General features: G+C 62.5%; 12 protein-coding genes. 8 read left to right on the plus strand and 4 right to left on the minus strand.

Annotation, left to right across the window (positions count from 1 at the left end):
• Positions 1 to 5: 5 nt before the first annotated feature.
• From ACDA63_RS11615 to ACDA63_RS11635, 5 genes are all read left to right on the plus strand, one after another.
• Positions 6 to 935 (plus strand): carbohydrate ABC transporter permease, encoded by a 930-nt coding sequence (locus ACDA63_RS11615; protein ID WP_373663409.1) that lies wholly within the window; start codon positions 6 to 8, stop codon positions 933 to 935.
• Positions 928 to 1,788 (plus strand): carbohydrate ABC transporter permease, encoded by an 861-nt coding sequence (locus tag ACDA63_RS11620; RefSeq protein WP_373663410.1) that lies wholly within the window; start codon positions 928 to 930, stop codon positions 1,786 to 1,788. The genes ACDA63_RS11615 and ACDA63_RS11620 overlap by 8 nt, the downstream gene beginning before the upstream one ends.
• Positions 1,789 to 1,793: 5 nt before the next feature.
• Entirely contained in the window at positions 1,794 to 2,903 is a 1,110-nt protein-coding gene (locus ACDA63_RS11625; protein ID WP_373663411.1) for an ABC transporter ATP-binding protein, read from the plus strand.
• A complete protein-coding gene (locus ACDA63_RS11630) occupies positions 2,903 to 4,762 on the plus strand; it encodes a glucokinase (protein ID WP_373663412.1) in 1,860 nt (619 codons plus the stop codon). The genes ACDA63_RS11625 and ACDA63_RS11630 overlap by 1 nt, the downstream gene beginning before the upstream one ends.
• 79 nt (positions 4,763 to 4,841) lie before the next feature.
• Complete coding sequence (locus ACDA63_RS11635; RefSeq protein WP_373663413.1) at positions 4,842 to 5,615, plus strand: SDR family NAD(P)-dependent oxidoreductase; 774 nt, start codon at positions 4,842 to 4,844, stop codon at positions 5,613 to 5,615.
• Positions 5,616 to 5,802: 187 nt separating this feature from the next.
• On the opposite strand, the gene rpsD is transcribed toward ACDA63_RS11635, so the two are convergent.
• Positions 5,803 to 6,414, minus strand: a complete 612-nt coding sequence (gene rpsD / locus ACDA63_RS11640; protein WP_373663414.1) for a 30S ribosomal protein S4 — start codon at positions 6,412 to 6,414, stop codon at positions 5,803 to 5,805.
• A 68-nt stretch (positions 6,415 to 6,482) separates the two neighbouring features.
• Positions 6,483 to 6,671 carry a hemin uptake protein HemP gene (gene hemP / locus ACDA63_RS11645; RefSeq protein ID WP_373663415.1) on the minus strand — a complete coding sequence of 63 codons (189 nt, stop codon included), beginning with the start codon at positions 6,669 to 6,671 and terminating at the stop codon, positions 6,483 to 6,485.
• A 547-nt stretch (positions 6,672 to 7,218) separates the two neighbouring features.
• Between hemP and ACDA63_RS11650 the strand changes: the two genes are divergently transcribed.
• Positions 7,219 to 9,603, plus strand: a complete 2,385-nt coding sequence (locus ACDA63_RS11650) for a polysaccharide lyase family 1 protein (protein WP_373663416.1) — start codon at positions 7,219 to 7,221, stop codon at positions 9,601 to 9,603.
• Positions 9,604 to 9,618: 15 nt separating this feature from the next.
• On the opposite strand, the gene ACDA63_RS11655 is transcribed toward ACDA63_RS11650, so the two are convergent.
• Positions 9,619 to 10,101, minus strand: coding sequence for a hypothetical protein (locus tag ACDA63_RS11655; RefSeq protein ID WP_373663417.1), 483 nt, complete (start codon positions 10,099 to 10,101; stop codon positions 9,619 to 9,621).
• Here ACDA63_RS11655 and ACDA63_RS11660 point away from each other — a divergent pair.
• Positions 10,094 to 12,472: a hypothetical protein gene (locus tag ACDA63_RS11660; RefSeq protein WP_373663418.1), complete on the plus strand. Its 2,379-nt coding sequence runs from the start codon at positions 10,094 to 10,096 to the stop codon at positions 12,470 to 12,472. The two genes, ACDA63_RS11655 and ACDA63_RS11660, sit on opposite strands and share 8 nt — an antisense overlap.
• Before the next feature lie 257 nt (positions 12,473 to 12,729).
• On the opposite strand, the gene ACDA63_RS11665 is transcribed toward ACDA63_RS11660, so the two are convergent.
• Complete coding sequence (locus ACDA63_RS11665; protein ID WP_373663420.1) at positions 12,730 to 15,144, minus strand: putative Ig domain-containing protein; 2,415 nt, start codon at positions 15,142 to 15,144, stop codon at positions 12,730 to 12,732.
• 22 nt (positions 15,145 to 15,166) lie between these two features.
• Between ACDA63_RS11665 and ACDA63_RS11670 the strand changes: the two genes are divergently transcribed.
• Positions 15,167 to 15,397: a hypothetical protein gene (locus ACDA63_RS11670; protein ID WP_373663421.1), complete on the plus strand. Its 231-nt coding sequence runs from the start codon at positions 15,167 to 15,169 to the stop codon at positions 15,395 to 15,397.
• Positions 15,398 to 15,578 lie beyond the last annotated feature (181 nt).

A 15,578-nucleotide genomic window follows, 5' to 3' on the forward strand; every position in this document is an offset into this window, starting at 1 on the left:
ACGAGATGAGTTCCAGATCAATGGCCATGTCGCAGCCGGTCGCGCGCGAGCGCGCGGGGCTGATGGACATGGTCGAGAGTGCGCTGCCGAAGATCGTGCTGGCGCCGACCTTCGCGATCTGCGTGGTGTTTTTCTACGGCTACATCATCTGGACAGCGGTGCTGTCGATGACGCCCTCGCGCATGCTGCCCAACTATGAATTCGTGGGTCTGGAGCGCTACGTAGAGCTGTTTTCCAATGATCGCTGGTGGCTGGCGCTCAAGAACCTGGCCATCTTCGGCAGCCTGTTCATCTTCCTGTGCCTGGCGATGGGGTTGTTCCTGGCGATCCTGCTGGATCAGAAGATTCGCGCCGAAGGCGCCATCCGCTCGGTGTTTCTGTACCCGATGGCCTTGTCGTTCATCGTGACCGGCACGGCGTGGAAGTGGATTCTCGACCCCAGCATCGGGCTGGAAAAAGTCATCCACGACCTGGGCTGGACGGCGTTCTCGTTCAACTGGATCAAGGATCCGGACATGGCGATCTATACGGTTGTCATCGCCGGGATCTGGCAGTCATCAGGCTTCGTGATGGCGCTGTTCCTCGCTGGCCTGCGCGGCATCGACGACAGCATCATCAAGGCCGCACTCGTCGATGGCGCACCCATGCCGACGATCTACCGCCGCATCATTCTGCCCAGCCTGCGGCCGGTGTTTTTCTCGTCGTTCATGATCCTCGCGCACATCGCCATCAAGAGCTTCGACCTGGTGATGGCACTGACCGGCGGTGGACCGGGCTTTGCCACCGATCTGCCGGCGACGTTCATGTACGCGTTCTCCTTCACGCGCAACCAGATTGGCCTGGGCGCGGCCTCGTCGATCATCATGCTGATGATCGTGGTGTCGGTCGTCGTGCCGTTCATGTATTCCGAATTGCGGAGATCCGACCGTGGCTAGCCGACATCTCACGCTCGGGCGCATCGTGCTCTACGCGGTGCTGGCCTATTGCGTCCTGTACTACCTGCTGCCGCTGACGGTGATGCTGTTCAACTCGATCAAGCCGCTGGACGATCTGAAGGCCGGCAACGTGATGAGTTTTCCGCGGAGCGTCACGTTCGCGCCCTGGGTGAAGGCATGGAATACCGCTTGCACCGGCGTGCAGTGCGAAGGCATGAAGGGATACTTCTGGAACTCCGTTTCGTTTGTCGTGCCCGCTGTGCTGATCTCGACGCTGGTCGGCGCGTTCAATGGCTACGTGCTGACGATGTGGCGCTTCCGGGGATCGAATGCGCTGTTCATGGCGCTGATGCTGGGCTGCTTCATCCCGTTCCAGTCGATCCTGCTGCCGATGGCGCGCACGCTCGGCGCATTGGGTATTTCGCAATCCGTAGCGGGGCTGATCTTTGTGCACGTGGTGTATGGCATCGCCTTCACGACGCTGTTTTTCCGCAACTACTACGTGACGCTTCCCGAAGAATTGGTGAAAGCCGCACGCATCGACGGCGCGGGTTTCATGCGCATCTTTCATCGCATCATCCTGCCGCTGTCGGGGCCAATCATCGTGGTGACGGTCATCTGGCAGTTCACGCAGATCTGGAATGACTTCCTCTTCGGCGTGGTGTTCTCGTCGGGCGATTCGCAGCCCATCACGGTGGCGCTCAACAACCTGGTGAACACCTCGACCGGGGTGAAGGAATACAACGTCGACATGGCTGCGGCCGTCATCGCCGCCTTGCCGACGCTGTTCGTGTACGTGGTGGCGGGCAAGTATTTCGTGCGCGGGCTCACGGCCGGCGCGGTCAAGGGATAGCAAACATGGGTGCTCTGTCGATTCGCAAAGTGCGCAAGAGCTACGGCTCCACTGAAATCCTCAAGGGGATCGATCTGGAAATCGCCGACGGCGAATTTCTCATCCTCGTCGGCCCATCGGGCTGCGGCAAGTCGACCTTGCTGTCGATGATCGCCGGACTGGACAGCATCACTTCCGGCGACATCCACATCGCCGGGCGGCGCGTGAATGATCTGTCGCCCAAGGATCGCGACATCGCCATGGTGTTCCAGTCGTATGCGCTGTACCCGTCGATGACGGTGCGCGAGAACATCTCTTTCGGGCTGGAAATCCGCAAGGTGCCTGTCGCTGAGCGCGAGGCGGCCGTCAAGCGCGTGGCGCAGATTCTCCAGATCGAACATCTTCTCGATCGCCGTCCTTCGCAGCTGTCGGGCGGGCAGCGCCAGCGGGTGGCGATGGGCCGTGCGATTGCGCGCGACCCGGCCTTGTTCCTGTTCGATGAACCGCTGTCGAACCTCGACGCCAAGCTGCGCGTCGAGATGCGCACCGAAATCAAGCTGCTGCACCAGCGGCTGGGCACGACCATCGTCTATGTCACCCACGATCAGATCGAGGCCATGACACTCGGCGACAAGATCGCGGTGATGAAGCTGGGCGAGGTGCAGCAATTCGGTACGCCGCGCGAGATCTACGACAATCCGGCGAACCTGTTCGTCGCGGGTTTCATGGGCTCGCCCTCGATGAACTTCATCTCGGCGCGTGTCGACGAAATGGGCAGCGGCTACGGACTGGCGCTGGAGAACAACGGCGAGCGCTTTGTGTTTCCCGCCGTGAATGCCAATGGAGAGATGAAGAACTGGCTGGGCAAAGAGATTGTCTTCGGCATCCGTCCCGAGCAGATCACCCAGGTGGGCGAGGGGGCAACCAACGGCCATGTCGTGCGCCAGGCGCTGAAGATCGACATCACCGAACCGACCGGGCCGGATACGCTGGTATTGGCCCACGTCAACGGCGCCAAGCTCACGTGTCGCGTGCATCCCTCCTTTGCAGTCGCGCCGGGTGAGAAAATGCCGCTGCAATTCGACCTGTCCAAATCGGTCTACTTTGATCCGGCCACCGAACAGAGAATCCTTTGATGCCTGCTGCTGCAGTACCCCACGCCGACGGACCCCGCCTGCTGGCCGACATCGGCGCGACCTTTGCACGCTTCACCATCGAGACCGCGCCTGGCGAGTTCGAACGGATCGAGGTCTTCAATACCGCCGATTTTTCGGGGCTGGAGCAGATCGTGCAGGCGTACTGCTCGCGCGTGAAGGTGGGCGGCTTCAATCATGCGGCCATCGCGATTGCCAATCCCATCGACGGCGATCATGTACGCATGACCAATCGCGACTGGTCATTCTCGATCGAAGAAACACGCCGCGCGCTTGATCTGACGACCTTGCTGGTGGTGAACGATTTCACCGCGCTGGCGATGGCAATCCCCAAGCTGGCGCCCGCGCACCGCATGCAGATCGGTACCGGCGAGCCGCGCGAGAACGCCGTCATCGGCCTGATCGGGCCCGGCACGGGGCTGGGCATTTCGGGGCTCATCCCGACCGAGGATCGCTGGATCACGCTGGGCAGCGAAGGCGGGCATGCGAGCTTTGCGCCGGGCGACGAGCGCGAGCTGTACGTGCTGCAATACCTATGGCATCGCTTTCCGCATGTGTCGGCGGAGCGGCTCGTGTCCGGCCCGGGCATCGAATTGTGCTACGAGGCGCTGGCTGCCCGTGCAGGCGTGGCGGCGCGACCGCTGCGTACGCCGGCAATCGTCGACGCCGCGCTGGCCGGCACCGATCCGGTCTGCGTGGAAACCATCGAGTGCTTTTGCGCCATGCTTGGGACAGTGGCGGCGGACGTGGCGCTCACGCTTGGCGCGTTCGGCGGCATCTACATCGGCGGCGGCATCGTGCCGCGCATGGGCGAGTTGTTTCGCAACTCGACCTTCCGTCAGCGCTTCGAGGCCAAGGGACGCTTCTCCGAATACCTCGCCCAGGTGCCGAGCTATCTCATCACGGCGCCGTATCCGGCATTCCTGGGTGTATCGGCCATCCTGTCCGAAACACTGCGCGGGAAAGACGGCGAAGCGCCGCTGATCGAAACCGTGCGCGCGGCACGCCTGCGCCTGTCGCGCGCCGAGCAGCAGGTGGCGGACCTGGTCATTTCGCGGCCGCGCTCCGTGCTGGCCGATCCGGTGGCGGAAATCGCGCGGCAGGCGGCCGTCAGCCAGCCGACGGTGATCCGCTTCTGTCGCTCGCTGGGTTTCCAGGGACTGTCTGACTTCAAGCTCAAGCTCGCCTCGGGGCTGACTGGGACGGTACCCGTCCGGCATAGTCAGGTGCATCATGGCGACACGGCGCCCGACATCAGCGCCAAGGTGCTGGACAACACCATTTCAGCGATCCTCCATCTGCGCGACAACCTCAACACGGCGGCCGTCGCGCAGGCGATCGATCTGCTGCGCAATGCACGGCGCATCGAGTTGTACGGCATTGGCAATTCGGGCGTGGTGGCGCAGGACGGGCAACACAAGTTCTTCCGGTTTCGTATCCCGACGGCGGCCTATCCCGACCCGTACATCCAGCAGATGGCCGCGCAATTGCTCGGACCCGAAGACGTGGTGGTGGCCGTATCGAGCAGCGGGCGCTTGCCCGGCCTGCTGGCAGCGGTGGATGCAGCCACGGCGGCGGGGGCCAAGGTGATTGCGATCACGGCGAGTCAGTCGCCCTTGGCGCGCAAGGCCAGCCTGTGCATTGCGGTCGACCACTCGGAAGGCAGCGCCAACTTCATCGCGATGATCTCGCGCATCCTGCATCTGCTCGTCATCGACGTGCTGGCCGTGGGCGTGGCCCTGTCGCGTGCAGACGTGGCGCAACTCCAGCAATGGGCCCGCATGGCGGACGACGAGGCGCTCGCGGCCTCGGTGCCGCATCGCATCTCGCACATCGCCTGAAGCCGTTCGGGTCGCGTTGCGTGCCCGGCGGGCTTAGGATGCGCGTTTCGGCTTGATTCAATCAGAAAGGACGGAACAGATGGATCTTGGTCTGAAAGGCAAGGTCGCGCTCATCACTGGCGCGAGCGAAGGCATCGGCAAGGCGACCGCTCAGGTGTTGGCGGCAGAAGGCGTGTCGGTGGCGATCGTGGCGCGCCGGCCCGACGTCCTGGCCGCCGCGGCCGACGAAATCCGCGCGGCTGGTGGCAAGGTGCTGCCGATCGCGGCCGACGTTTCGCTCGCCAGCGAAGCACAGCGGATCGTGGCGGAAACGGCGGCACGCTTCGGGCGCCTGGATATCGTCGTCAACAACGCAGGCACATCGGCGGCCCAGGCGTTCGAGTCCGTGACGGACGAGGCGTGGCAGCACGATCTGGATCTCAAGCTCTTCGCCGCCATTCGCGTGGCGCGCCATGCCGTCCCGCACCTGCGTCACCAGGGCGGCGGACGCATCGTCAATGTTACCGCCATCGGCGGCAAGCATCCGGGCGCGAAATCCATGCCGAGTTCAGTCAGTCGCGCGGCAGGGCTGGCCATGACGAAGGCATTGTCGAAAGAACTCGCGCCGGACCACATCCTGGTGAACACCGTCTGCATTGGCCTGGTGAAAAGCGGCCAGCAGGCAGCGGCCGCGGCGCGCCACGGCCGGACACCCGATGAGCACTACCAGCAATTGGGGCAGGGCGTGCCGCTGGGGCGCGTCGGTGAGCCGGAGGAGGTGGCCCGTGTGATCGCGTTCCTCGCGTCGGATGCGGCGAGCTACGTGACGGGTACGAGCATCAATCTGGACGGCGGTTTGTCCAGCGCGCTCTGAGCCGCATGGCGCATCGTCCGTTCGCACAGCGGGCGGCGATGCGTGCGTCGGCGCAATATCGGTGAGTCGGGATATTGGCTTATTGGCTCAATCGAGCCGATTCCGGGGCCGCAACGCCGCCGAAATGAAAACAGCCCGGGCCGCATGCGCAACCCGGGCTGTATGTGCTGCCTGGTGGCTGTGTCGATTACATGCGCGTTGCGTAGTATTCGACGACCAGCTGCATTTCGACCGGGAACGGAATGTCCGTGATGCCCGGCAGGTGCGAAACGGTGGCCTTGGCAGCGGCTTCGTCCCATTGCAGCCATTCAGCGCGGGTCAGCGCCGGAGCAGCAATGGTTTCCTTGATCAGGCCAAGGTTCTTGCTCTTTTCACGCACGGTGATGACGTCACCGATACGCACGCGGTACGACGGGATGTTGACCGGCTTGCCGTTGACCAGGAAGTGGCCGTGGTTGACCAGTTGGCGAGCCGACGGGATCGTCGGAGCAAAGCCGGCGCGGAAGACCACGTTGTCCAGGCGGCGTTCCAGCAGCTGAGCCAGCTTGTCGCCGGTCGCGCCACGGTCGCTCTTGGCTTCGGCCATCAGGCGACGGATCTGGGTTTCCGTCAGGCCGTAGTTCATGCGCAGCTTCTGCTTTTCCATCAGCTGGTTGCCGAAACCCGACTTGCGGCGGGGGCGGGCACCATGCTGGCCCGGGGGATTCGGGCGGTTTTCGATCGACTTGCGCGACAGGCCCGGCAGTTCAATGCCGAGTGCACGCATCACCTTCAGGCGGGGGCCAGTGAAACGAGACATTCAGTTACTCCAGTGTTGTTCAACGTCGGTCTTCCCCGTGAAGTCCGACGTTGCGGGCTCTGAGCCCGCTACTTTGTCAATATGAGCTTACCGCTGCGGGTAGCCCGAAGAGTATACAACATTCCGGAGTGTTCTATCAGTACCAAACTGCCTCCGCCGAGCAGCGCACGACTCGACACAGTCTGGACGGTGGCCGGCGTGGTCGGCGGCAGGCCATTGCCGGGAGGTTCTGCAGCGGGGGCGGGAATCGGGTTCATGGCAGGTATTGATAATCGTTCGCGTTCATGAATTAAAGCTGCTCGGTCGAACCGGGTCAAGGCCTCCTGGTGAAGAACCTGGCCTTTCAGTTGGCAACTGCCGCAGGTCCGTTTCTCATCGAGCGCCGCAACCACGTGGGTCCATGTGGGCGTGCAGCTCGGCGCATGTGTGGGGTAGGGCCGGTGACATGTCGGGTGAACCGGCCAGACGTCTCAGATGCTGGAGCAGCGCTCAACGGTGCTGTGCGCTGGTGCCGCAATAAGCAGTCAATACGAGTACGTCTTTCCGCCGTGCGATTGATGATTCCCCACCGGAGTATAGTGGAGCGTTCGACTTGTCTGACCAATAATTCCTTGATAATCAATGAGCCCGGTAACAATTCGATAAATACGGGATATTTGCGCGTCAAAAAACGGTTTGACAACTTGTATGCAGGGGCGGAACATTCTGACCGCTGTCAGAAAAGATAACGGTAACAATGATTACCGATCGCTCCACGCAACCCCCTTCCAGTGCGTGGCTTCTGGTTTCAAGGAGACTCATTACATGCGGAGAATTTCTCGCCAGCGCGGCTTTGTCGCCGCGTTCGGTCTATCCATTGCCGCTGCCGCACTGCTTGCAGCCTGCGGCGGCAACGACGATAACGGCTCGTCATCCAGCAGTTCCGGCAATTCCAGCTCGAACTCATCGCTGAGTTCCAGTTCCTCGTCCAGCGACAGTTCGTCGTCGAGCTCGCTCACGACGACGATTCCGCTGGTAGCCCACGCGACCGGTTGGGCCACCATGCAAGGGGGCGTGAGCGGGGGCAAGGACGCCAAGCCGACGAACATCTACGTGGTCCACAATCGCGCCGAGCTGCTCAATGCGCTGAACAACGCCAATAGCCCGACGTACAAGACCGATCCGGCCGCGGCCAAGCTCGAACCGAAGATCATCTATGTCGACGGCACCATCTACGGTACCGACCTGGGCGACGGCACCTTTGCCGATCTTGCGTACTACAACAGCAAGATGACGAAGAAGTGGGACTTCGATGCCTACGTGCATCTGGTCGATGCAGACCAGACATATGTGAACAACCTCAAGACGAAGAGCGCCGCAGGCGACGCAGCCGCCACCGCCGAGCTCACCACCATCAACAACCAGACCTCGGCCCGCACGGCCGGCGCCCAGTTGCAGAAGGCGCAGATCCAGTTCGTGCTACCTGCCAACACGACGGTGCTGGGCGTTGGTAACAACGGCAAGCTGGTGGATGGCTATTTCGCCATCAATGGCAGCAACAACATCATCGTCCGCAACATGACGTTCGAGGCGCCGGTAGATCTCTTCCCGGCCTGGGACGGTTCGGACGGCGCCACCGGCAACTGGAACTCGCGCTACGACGCGTTCTCGGTCGTGACCGGCAAGTACATCTGGATCGACCACTGCACGTTCAGCGACGGCCAGCATCTGGACAGCGCCGAGCCGGTGATCTTCGGCAAGCACGTGCAACGCCATGACGGCCTGCTCGACTTTGAAGACGGCTCAGACTTCGTCACCGTGTCGCACAGTATTTTCCGCAATCATGACAAGACGAACATGATCGGTTCGGGTGACTCGCAAGCGGCCAAGGATCGCGGCAAGTTTCACATGACGTGGTCCGGCAACCTCTGGGACAACTCGCAGGAACGTGCGCCGCGCGTGCGCTTCGGCCAAGTGCACCTGTACAACAACTACGGGCGCGGCAACAGCGATGACCTCGACTATCCGATGATCAGCCGCGATTCGGGCAACGCGCATTACTTCATCGGCATGGGCATCGAGTCGTCGATCCTCTCGGAGACCAACGTCTTCGAGCAGAAGGGCTCGAAGGTGAATGTGGACGTCGTGGTCGATAACTTCTACGGCTACATGTTCAAGGACAAAGGCTCGTGGTTCAACGACGCGCCATTGCAGATCGACGCTGTCGCCAGGCGCAAGTACGACGACAACAAGAGCAAGGAAATCGCCGCTGCGGCCGCCGCCACCCCCGCCCGTGCCGTTGCCGATTGGGCGACTCACGAGTACACCAACGAACTGGGCTGGGCTCCGGCCTATCCGTATCAGCTTGGTACCAGCGCTGCGGACGTGCGCAACTATGTGCTCGCCAACGCGGGTGCCGGCAAGCTGGCGGTCGTGGCTGACATGCAATCGTCGGATCCGGCATTCAACGGCGGTTACGCGGACCCGAATTCGTCCAGCTCGTCGAGTTCGTCCAGTTCCAGTTCTTCCAGCTCGAGTTCTTCCAGCCTGCCGCCGGGTATGGAAATCTCGCTGCCGGGCGCAACGCTGGGCACGGCGCGCGCGATCGGCAACGTTGGCGCTACCGCGGCATATGACGTCGCCACCGCCACCTACACGCTGACGGGCGCGGGCCTGACCGGTTCGGTGACGGCGCCGACCTACGCGGATACGTTCGAGTACGCCTACGCGCAGATAACGGGCGACTTCGTCATCACCGCACGCCTGACGTCCATGGAATTGCCTGCGGGGCAATCGACGGCCAACGTTCGCGCGGGTCTCATGCTTCGCAACAGTCTGGATGCTGGTTCGCGCTACTACGGCGTCCTGTACCGTGGCGTGCCGCGCGTTCAGTGGGAACAGCGCAAGATCGACAACGACACGGCCGCGCCATCCAGCTCGCAAATTACCGCGCCGTCCGGCGTGACATCGATTCCGGTGGCGTCGTCGACCAGCCCGATCTATCTCAAGTTGCAGCGGGTGGGGCAGGTGGTCTCGGTGTGGTTCTCGATCGATGGGTCGAACTGGACGACGGAAAAGAAGCAGGACTTCTCGGCCTCTGGCTACACACCGCTCGACAGCACCGTCTACATCGGCCTGGCCGGCATGTCGGGCAAGGCAGACATCACTTCGCGAAGCGTGTTCGATCAGGTCACCATCGGCACGCCGTAATCAGCATTCTCGCTGTCAGCAAAAGCCCCGTCCGCACCTGCGGCCGGGGCTTTTTTGTTGGTGCGACGACGATCGGCTACCGCCCGGTAATCGCACGACTAGCACCGCCACTGACCCAAAAATAGCAATTTCGATCAGGTTGGTTACCGGTCGCCGGCTTATGCTCGCGAGAGCGGTAAAGCCCGCCTGCAACAAAAAAATAAAGACATTTCGAGAAGCACTCTCTAGGAGGAGATTCATGAGACATCTGCGTCTCGCGCGTAGCGCCATGCTCGTCGCGACCGTCCTGCCGTTCCTTTTTGCCTGTGGTAACGACGACGGCGACAACAATTCCGGCAGTTCATCGTCGAGTTCGGTCAGCTCTTCGAGTTCCGTGAGCTCTTCGAGCTCGAGCTCGAGTTCAAGCGTCGACATGTGTCCGAACCCGGCCGCATCGAGCAGCTCCAGCAGTTCCAGTTCGAGCGTCGCGAGTTCGGTTGCATCTGCTCCCGTGTTCATGTGCTCCAGCGGCAGCTACTGGTTCTGCGACGACTTCCAGGCGGGCAACGCGGACAAGTGGGATCTCATACCCTCGGGCTCGACAGCGGACGGCAAGTTTGCCGTGAACGCGGAGTCCGAAGGCGCCAACAACAGCGTCCTGCAATACACGGCCGCCGCCAAGGGTGGCGTACTGGCGCTGGTCAAGAGTGCCTCATTCACCGGCGTGACCAGCGGCGACTACTACGTCGAAGCCCGCTTCAAGCCGCAAGCCAACAGTACGACGAGCAACAAGCGGCTCGTGCTGATGGGGCGCTATGTCGATGCCAACAATTGGTACGGCATTCTGCTCAACGTGCAGAACTCCACCGGATCGACACAGGTCGAGCTGGTGAAGATGATCAACGGCACGCTGACGCGCACGATCCAGATGAAGCAGGCGATCGCGATGGACAGCGAGTGGTACACCGTTCGTCTCGAAATGATCGGCTCCTCCGTGAAGGGCTACTTCAACGGCACGCCGGTGTCGAACGCCACGTATCCGGATGGCAAGGTGACCTACACCGAGCTGACGGCCAAGGGGCTCACCGGCATCTATACCGACAACAAGTCCTTCCAGGTCGACGACATCAAGGCGGGTGACCCGAGCGTGAAGCCGGTTCTCCTGTCGATCGATGGCGCATCCACGTGGACGGCAGAAGCGGGCGATGCGGCCAGAACGGTCAACGTTACGGCGCTCAAGAGCGACGGCACGACCGCCGACACCTACACGGTCAAGTCGTCGGACACTTCGGTCGTCACCGTCTCGCAAAGCGGCAACGTTGTGACGCTCAAACCCGTCGGGGCCGGCTCGGCGGCGATCACGTTTACCAGCGGGTCGGATTCGGCGGTCACCCGTACGATCACGGCAACCATCGGCGCGCAGTTCGTCATGCCGACGGCGACCTACAATCTCTCAGGCAAGGTCCTGCCGGTCGCCGGCGACAGTGCTGCATATGCAGACACACCGCTCCAGCTCACGTTCGACTGCCCGCCGGTGGTGGGTACGAACGGCTCGATCCGCATCTTCAAGAAGAGCGACGACACGCTGGTCGACACCATCAAGCTCACTGGTGAAATCGACAACATCGGCTATTCGGGCCAGACGGCGGTTCGCAGCGCTTACTCGAATCCCGTACGCGTCAATGGCAACACGCTGACGATCAATCCGCACAACAGCAAGCTCTCGTACGGCACCGAGTACTACGTGGCCATCTCCAATGGGGCCGTGACCGGCACCATCAACAAGGTGAACTTCGTGGGTATCGGCAAGACGGCCAACTGGTCGTTCAAGACCAAGGCGGCCGGCCCGACGGGCACGACCGTGACCGTCGACGATGATGGCTCCACCGCCGACTTCCGTACCGTGCAGGGCGCGCTGAACTACGCCATGCAGAACTACTCGGGTACGGCCGAAGCGCCAGTCACCATCAACGTCAAGAACGGCACGTACGAAGAACTGCTCTACCTGCGTGGCAAGAACAACGTCACGATCAAGGGCGAGAGCCGCGACGGTACGATCATCCAGTACAAGAACTACGAAGGCCTGAACAGCGGTTCGGGCGCCAGCCAGGCTCCGGGTTCCGGTACGCCGGCCGGTGGCCGTGCCGTGCTGCTGATCGAGCAGGCCGACCTGCTGACGCTGGATACGCTGACGTTGAAGAACACCATGCTGCGTTCGACCACGGTTTCCAGCCAGGCCGAAACGCTGTACTTCAACGCCCGCGACACGGATCGCCTGATCGCCAAGAACGCCGCGTTCTACAGCGAGCAGGACACCATCCAGGTCAAGGGTTACGCATGGTTCTACAACACGCTGATCGCCGGTAACGTCGACTTCATCTGGGGTGCGAACCGCGCAGCACTGTTCGAGAACAGCGAAATCCGTTCGGTGGGTGATACCGCCAAGTCGCCCTCGGGTAACTACGTCCTGCAGGCTCGCACGGTTGGCGCCACCGATCCGGGCTTCGTGTTCCTGAACAGCAAGCTGACGCAAGGCGTCGGCCCTGGCGGCGAGCCGCTGGCGGACAAGGCCACGTACCTAGCCCGTGCCGCAGCAGGCACCTGGTATGACAACATCGTGTTCGTCAATACCAAGATGGATTCGCACGTCAATGAAGTCGGTTGGGCTGCCAACCTCTTCAGCAACCCGAATCCGAACCCGGCGGCCGCCTCGGCGACCAGTGGATGGCGTGAGTACAACAGCATGGATCTGGCTGGCAACAAGCTCGATACGAGCAAGCGCAGCACCACGGCCAAGATCCTGACCGACGCCGAAGCCGCCCCGTACCTGTCTCGCGACAAGGTGTTCAGCGGCTACAACTCGGGCGCAGGCTGGGTCCCGACGCCGTAACGCGTTCGTTCAGCGGGTGGTCTTCGGGCCACCCGATCTCCGCGTGAATTGAGGGCAGCCTTGGCTGCCCTTTTTTTCGTCCGGTGTTTGGCCGGGCTGAGATGGTCCGTTCGTGCCGGCAGTGCGACACGCGAGACTTGCCGTGCGCGCTGGCGCAGCGACGTTACGCAGCCACTCACGGGCGCGCTCGGGACGAAAAAAAGGCCGATCCGGAGATCGGCCCGATGCCTCGGGGGCATCCCGAGGGGGAGGAGACACTAGCGCGTGACGGTGATCGCCACGTCACGCGTTTCGGGGATCACGCCGTCGTCCACCACGAACTGCACGGTGTATTGCCCGGCCTGCGCGCTGCCGGGTGTCCAACTGAAGGCGCGCGTGTTGGCGTTGAAGCTCGCGCCGGCGGGCAGATTCTTCGCCGAGTACGTCAGCGTCACGCCGCTCGCGGGCGTTTTGGCGTTCACCGTGAACTGCAGCGCCTGTCCGACGACGACGTTCTGTGCCGCGATGGCATCGAAGTGCGGACGATGCACCGTGAGCGGCACCGGGTAGCTCGCATCCGGCACGGCGTAGCTGTACGGATACGTCGTGCTTGGGGCCGTCGGTAGCGTATAGAGCGAATCCGGCGGCGTGCCTGGAGCGGGACGGTCGACGGCGACGTCCTGCACCTGCGTGCCGGACGGCAGTACGACGTTGCTGACGGTGGTCGTCTTGTACGGTTGCTCCTTGACGTACTCGCGATCGACCTCGCGTTTCTTCGTATTGGTGACTCGCACGAAGGTGGGCACGCCGGTTGCCGCCGGGGCGCTGAATCCAGCGAACGTTGCGCCGGATACATCGTCGAGAACAACAGCGGGGCGCTCATCCGTCACCTTGGTCGTCAGCTTTACGTCAGCGACCGTCAGCCCCGTTACGTGGCGCGCGTAGATGCCATAGGCCGGCAAGATGCCGAACAAGCTGGGCTCCGGGTACTCGCGCGGCATTTCCGGCACGTTGTACGGATCGTCCACCCAGCCGCCCGCGCCACCATTGGCCGACGTGCTCCAACCGATGCGCGGCAGCAGCGCCTCATTCTTCGAGAAAAATGTGTTGGCCAGCCACGGCAGGGACTGACTCGCCGCCGCTGACTCGTAGGCCGTGTATGCCCACGTCTGGTTGAGTTGGCGCTGCTCGACCGCATGCTCCATCTTCAGGCCGCCGCGATACTCGATCGACACATTGCTGATCTTCACGTTTTCGACCGGATGATCGACCAGGCCCGCGATCAGGATCGGATAGCGCGGATCGACGTCGGTGATGGTGACGTTGCTGATGCTGATGTTGCGTGCCGTCGCAAAGCCTACGCCCACCGCATTGGCGAAGAGCGGATCGGTCGGTTGCGCCGAATATGGATTGAGCTTGGTCGGCGCCGCAGCGTTGACAATGGTGAAGGGCGTGCTCGCTCCACCGATCGGCGCAGCGGCCGTCTTGTCGTACGACGGGATGTACCTCACCGCCGGCCAACTGCCGTACTTGGCGACGATGTTGGGCAGCACCCAGCCGCGATCGTCCAGCCGCACGGTGTTGGTCGGGCTGGTGGCCTCGTCCGGGCCGATGCCGGTGACGGGGGCGCGTCCGCGGTCGCCGATGCGGATGAAGATCGGCGAACTGCTGACGTTCTTCATCACTGCGTCGGTCAGCACGATGTCCTTCAACTCCGCGCCATCGACGGATTCGAGCGCGAAGCCGCGCGAACGATCGAAGGTGACGTGCCGGATGGTCACGCGCTCGAAGCCCGTCGTGCCCTCGGTGCCCAGCTTGATGCGCGCGGTGGGGCCATCGCGGTCGGTGGCGACCAGCTTCTGGGTGGAATACGTCCCCGCCAGGACCGAGCCTGCATCGTAGCCGCTGACCGTGCAGTTCTCGATGAGCACGTTCCGGGTCGCAAAGTACTTGCCCAGCCCGAACGATCCTTTCAGCACGATGGCATCGTCGGTCAGCGAATTGAATACCGAGTTGCGGATGGTGACGTCCTGCGAAGAATCGACATCCAGCGCGTCGCGATTGGTGTCGACCACCATGTTGTCCATCGTCCAGCCGACCACGCCGGTGCCGATGATGGCGAAGTGGCCGCCGTTCTTGATGCGGAAGTCGCGGAATACCACGTTCGTGGCGTTCTTGAGCGCGATGGCCTTGTTGGCGCCGGCCGCGGTGCCCGATGCCGTGCGCGTGGAGACCTCCGACGGATCGTTGCCCGACAGCACATTCACGATCGTGCCATTGTTGAGGTAACTCCCATCGATGAGCCCAGGCCCGGAGATGGTTACGTCCTGCACGTCGATGCCGTAGATCAGACTGTTCGCCCAATGGCTGTGGCCTTGGTCCTGCAGGCCGACGAACAGGTTCACTTCCGGCGCGTCATAGAAGCCGCCGTCCTGCCCCGCGCCCGTTCCCTGCACGGCGGCGCGGATGATCGAATCCGCGCTCTCCAGGTGAAGGCCGACCTTGCTCTTCAGGCGGATGCTGTAGCTGCGGTAATCGCCCGAAGGCACGATGACCGTGCCGCCACCCGCTGCGGCGGCCGCATCGATGGCGTCGTTGATCGCCTTCTGGTTGATGAGCGCAGCGCCGCCGGAAACCGCACCGAAGTCCTTGATGTTGAAAAAGGGCGCGCGAATTGCCGGCAGCGCGATCATGCCGCTGCCCGTGGCGAGCGGAATGCCATCGATACTGGTTGCGCTCGAATTGCTCGATGACGAAGCCGCACTGCTTGACGTACTCGAAGTCGTCGAGCTGGCGCTGCTGGAACTGCGTGAACTGGTGGAACTGCTCGAAGAACTGCCGTTGTCGCCGTTGTTGTCGTCGCCGCAGGCCGAAAGCAGGGCAACAAAAAGGGCAAGCGCGATGCCTCTCGCACGTCGCGTCATGATGTCTTCCTCTGATGAGTGATGGACGACGCCATGCGGGGTGCAAGGAACAGAACAGCAGCGCATGGCGCAACAGATCTGTGCGGGATGGCGCTCTGTGCGGCGCTAGGCCCGTCTCCTCATGCATCGCGTCTGTGCGCGAGCCGACGCATCTTCGCGATATGTAATACTTTTGAGCAATAGGTATAACCACCGACAGCGAG

The organism is Uliginosibacterium sp. sgz301328 (assembly GCF_041807905.1).
Taxonomy (GTDB): domain Bacteria; phylum Pseudomonadota; class Gammaproteobacteria; order Burkholderiales; family Rhodocyclaceae; genus JBGVSA01.

What these genes read in the sequence shown, in the direction of transcription:
- rpsD (WP_373663414.1), bottom strand. Translation starts at nt 6,414, where the DNA reads ATGTCTCGTTTCACTGGCCCCCGCCTGAAGGTGATGCGTGCACTCGGC.
- ACDA63_RS11655 (WP_373663417.1), bottom strand. Translation starts at nt 10,101, where the DNA reads ATGAACACGGGAGCAGATGCAACCGAACTCGCGACGCTCGAACTGGAA.
- ACDA63_RS11665 (WP_373663420.1), bottom strand. Translation starts at nt 15,144, where the DNA reads ATGATCGCGCTGCCGGCAATTCGCGCGCCCTTTTTCAACATCAAGGAC.
- ACDA63_RS11630 (WP_373663412.1), top strand. Translation starts at nt 2,903, where the DNA reads ATGCCTGCTGCTGCAGTACCCCACGCCGACGGACCCCGCCTGCTGGCC.
- ACDA63_RS11625 (WP_373663411.1), top strand. Translation starts at nt 1,794, where the DNA reads ATGGGTGCTCTGTCGATTCGCAAAGTGCGCAAGAGCTACGGCTCCACT.
- hemP (WP_373663415.1), bottom strand. Translation starts at nt 6,671, where the DNA reads ATGAACCCGATTCCCGCCCCCGCTGCAGAACCTCCCGGCAATGGCCTG.
- ACDA63_RS11650 (WP_373663416.1), top strand. Translation starts at nt 7,219, where the DNA reads ATGCGGAGAATTTCTCGCCAGCGCGGCTTTGTCGCCGCGTTCGGTCTA.
- ACDA63_RS11615 (WP_373663409.1), top strand. Translation starts at nt 6, where the DNA reads ATGAGTTCCAGATCAATGGCCATGTCGCAGCCGGTCGCGCGCGAGCGC.
- ACDA63_RS11670 (WP_373663421.1), top strand. Translation starts at nt 15,167, where the DNA reads ATGCCATCGATACTGGTTGCGCTCGAATTGCTCGATGACGAAGCCGCA.
- ACDA63_RS11635 (WP_373663413.1), top strand. Translation starts at nt 4,842, where the DNA reads ATGGATCTTGGTCTGAAAGGCAAGGTCGCGCTCATCACTGGCGCGAGC.